Origin of the sequence: Kribbella sp. (genome assembly GCF_035655035.1) — a bacterium.
Taxonomy (GTDB): domain Bacteria; phylum Actinomycetota; class Actinomycetes; order Propionibacteriales; family Kribbellaceae; genus Kribbella.
Genome location: NZ_DASRVN010000217.1, coordinates 1 through 3,227 on the forward strand (window position 1 = coordinate 1; position 3,227 = coordinate 3,227).

Here is a 3,227-nt window from a genome sequence, read left to right on the forward strand (position 1 = left end):
TCGAGCACGACCGCACCGTCGACGGCGGTCCAGCGCCAGGTACTGCGCAGACCCCACTGCAGCTGCGGCGGCGCCGTCCGGGTGACGACCTCCCAGGCACCGTCGCGCTCGCCCTGCGACACGATCCGGTGCTGCACCCGATGCAGCCCTTCCTCGCGCCACTTGGCGGCAACACCGGGGTTGGTGTCGTTGTCGATCGGCGCCCGCCAGACGTCCAGCCGCACGTTCCGCAGCCCACCAACGGTGATCCCGTCAACGCCAGCAACACCGTCAGCCGGCGCGCCACCGGCGCCAACGCCGTCTGAACCCACCGCGGCTGGGGGAGCCGGCTCGTCCAGCCGGAGCTGCTCCCAGGCGATCCGGTGACCGGCGTCGGCCCACGAGGTGGCTTCGGTGAGCGACGCGGTGACGGTCACCCAGGTCTCGGGCTTGGCCGCGTCAACCGCCGGCAGATCGACCGTCACGGTCTCACCAGCCGCGATCACCGGAACCGACAGGCTCCCGGCGTCCACCCGCACACCCTCGGTCTCCACCACGTAGCTGAAGGTCAGGTGGCTGGTGTCCAGCACCTCGTACAGGTTGGTGATCGCCACCCGGTTGCCATCAGCAACAATCCGCACGGGCTCGATCACCTTCGCGTACTCGTGCATCCCCGGCGACGGCGTCCGGTCCGGGAACAGCAGACCGTCGCAGACGAAGTTCCCGTCGTGGATGGTCTCGCCGAAGTCACCGCCGTACGCGTACACCTCGCGCCCGTTGATCGTCGTCCGGATCCCGTGGTCGATGAACTCCCAGATGAATCCGCCCTGGCAGCGCGGGTACTTCTCGAACACCTCGCGGTAGTCCAGCAGCCCGCCCGGCCCGTTCCCCATCGCGTGCCCGTACTCGCAGAGGATGAACGGCAGGTTCCGGTACAGGTTGCTGTCGGCACCGATCTCCGCGCAGCCCTCCGGCGAGGTGTACATCCGCGAGTAGATGTCGACGAACTCCGCCTCGGTGTCGCGCTCGTAGTGCACCGGCCGCGACGGGTCCAGGTCCTTCGCCGCGTCGTACATGTCCTTCAGGTTCGAACCCATCCCGCACTCGTTGCCGAGCGACCAGATCACGATCGACGGGTGGTTCTTGTCCCGGTGCACGGTGCGCCGCATCCGGTCGACCAGGTCGTCGCGGAAGCGCGGGTCCATCACCGGGTTCGGGAGGTTCGGCGGCTGCGGCTCGTACCCGAACCCGTGCGACTCCAGGTCGCACTCGTCGATCACGTACAGCCCGTACTCGTCGCACAGCGACAGGAAGTGCGGGTGCGGCGGGTAGTGCGACGTACGGACCGCGTTGATCCCGGCCCGCTTCATGATCAGTACGTCGTCGAGCATGTCCTGCTCGGTCAGCGTCCGCCCGCGGTCCGGGTGGAACTCGTGCCGGTTGACGCCCTTGAACAGCACGCGGTTGCCGTTGACGGTGAAGATCCCGTCGACGATCGCCACCGTCCGGAATCCGATCCGCAGCCGTACGTCGCCGCCGGCGGTCCGCAGTACGGCGTCGTACAGGCGGGGTACTTCCGCGCTCCACGGCTGCACGCCCTCGACCCGGGTGTGCTCGCCGGTCGCCAGCTCCAGCCCGAGCTCGGGGACCGAGACGGTTCCCGGTACGTCGGACTCGACGAGCAGCGTGCCGGCGCCGTCGACGTGGTCCCAGGCCGCCTTCACGAACACGTCGGTCGGCGCGTCCGGGCGCAGCGCGAGCAGGTTCACCTCGCGGAAGATGCCCGACAGCCACCACATGTCCTGGTCCTCGACGTAGCTGCCGGTCGACCACTGGTGCACCCGGACCGCGATCTGCGCGTCCTTGCCCGGGGCAACCAGCTCGGTCACGTCGAACTCGCTGACCAGCCGGGACCCCGACGACCAGCCGACGTACGAACCGTTGACATAGACCGCGAACCGCGAGTCGACGCCCTCGAACCGGAGCACGATCCGGGCGCCCGCGAAGTCGGCCGGCACCGTGACCGTGCGGACGTAGTCGCCGGTCGGGTTGTCGGTCGGCACGTACGGCGGCTCCAGCGGGAACGGGTACACGACGTTGGTGTACGCCGGCTTGCCGTAGCCGCTCAGCTGCCAGTGGCCCGGGACCGCGATGGTGTCCCAGCCGGAGGTGTCCGGGTCCTTCAGGTCGTCCGGCGCGTCCGCGACGCTCGGGGACAGCCGGAAGTTCCAGTCCCCGCTGAGCGGGAGCCGCCCGGAGTCGTCATCCAGCCACGAACGCGGGGGCAGCACGTTCGCCCCGGAAGCAAAGTCCTCGACGTAATGAGTCACAGAAGTCGACCCTAAGGCCTAACTGTTCACGACTCCACACCTATCAACAGATATGGACAGTTACTGACAGTTCTGACAGATTCCGACCAGTGCGACCTGCTCTGGTGCGAGGTGGAAGCCGAGGTCGCGGGCGACCTTCTTGCGGGCGGATTCGAGGATGTCGCCCGGGGCGTCGTACACGGTCCCGCACTCCGAGCAGCGCAGGTGCAGGTGCCGCGGCGCCAGGTCGCCGGCCAGGTGGTACGTCGTACCCGCCCGGCCGAGGTGCACGTGCGTCACCAGGCCGAACTCGCCCAGCGCATCCAGAGCGCGGTACACGGTCGCGCGGTGGATCCCCGGTCGCAGCTGCTCGGCCCGCTCGCCGATCTGCTCCGCGCTCAGATGCTCCTCGGTCCCCGCCAGCACCTCAACCACCGCCAGCCGGGCCGGCGTGACTCGCTCCCCCCGCTCCCGCAGCCGCTGCGCGCTGACCTCAACCGCACTCGTCATCCGCGCTCCTCGCAAATCCACTCGTTCCGACCCCACCCAATGTACGTTCCGTCTACCACGTCCTACACCTGGGGGAACTCCGATGAGTGATGACCTGAACGCGATGGCCCGCCGCGGCCCGGCTCAGCTGCGCGGAATCGCCCGGAACGTCCAGTACCGCTCGGAAGCCCGCTCCGAGAACGGCGCGATCCAGGTGCTGACCCTCCGGCTCGAGCAACACGACAACGTCGGCAAGGAACTCCAGCCGGTCCAGGTCGAGCTCCGCGCCCTCGCCCTCCAGGGCCAGGTCGTCGACGGCGAATCCGTGACGATCACCGGCAAGTGGCGCGGTGGACGGCTCGTCGCCCGGGAGATCGTCAGTGAGAGCACCGGGGTCGCGGTCCGCGGCCGGAAGCCGCCGTTGTGGCTGGCGGTTCCGGTCGGGATCGC

The 3,227-nt window shown here is 69.0% G+C and carries 3 protein-coding genes; 1 reads left to right on the plus strand and 2 read right to left on the minus strand.

The window, feature by feature from the left end; genetic code table 11:
* Positions 1-2,309 (minus strand): glycoside hydrolase family 2 TIM barrel-domain containing protein (locus tag VFF46_RS12435; protein WP_325037242.1); only part of this gene is annotated, 2,309 nt, incomplete at its 3' end.
* A gap of 60 nt (positions 2,310-2,369) precedes the next feature.
* Complete coding sequence (locus VFF46_RS12440) at positions 2,370-2,798, minus strand: Fur family transcriptional regulator (protein WP_325037243.1); 429 nt, start codon at positions 2,796-2,798, stop codon at positions 2,370-2,372.
* 82 nt (positions 2,799-2,880) lie between these two features.
* On the opposite strand from VFF46_RS12440, the gene VFF46_RS12445 reads away from it, so the two are divergent.
* The coding region (locus VFF46_RS12445) for a hypothetical protein (RefSeq protein WP_325037244.1) at positions 2,881-3,227 on the plus strand (347 nt) is incomplete at its 3' end.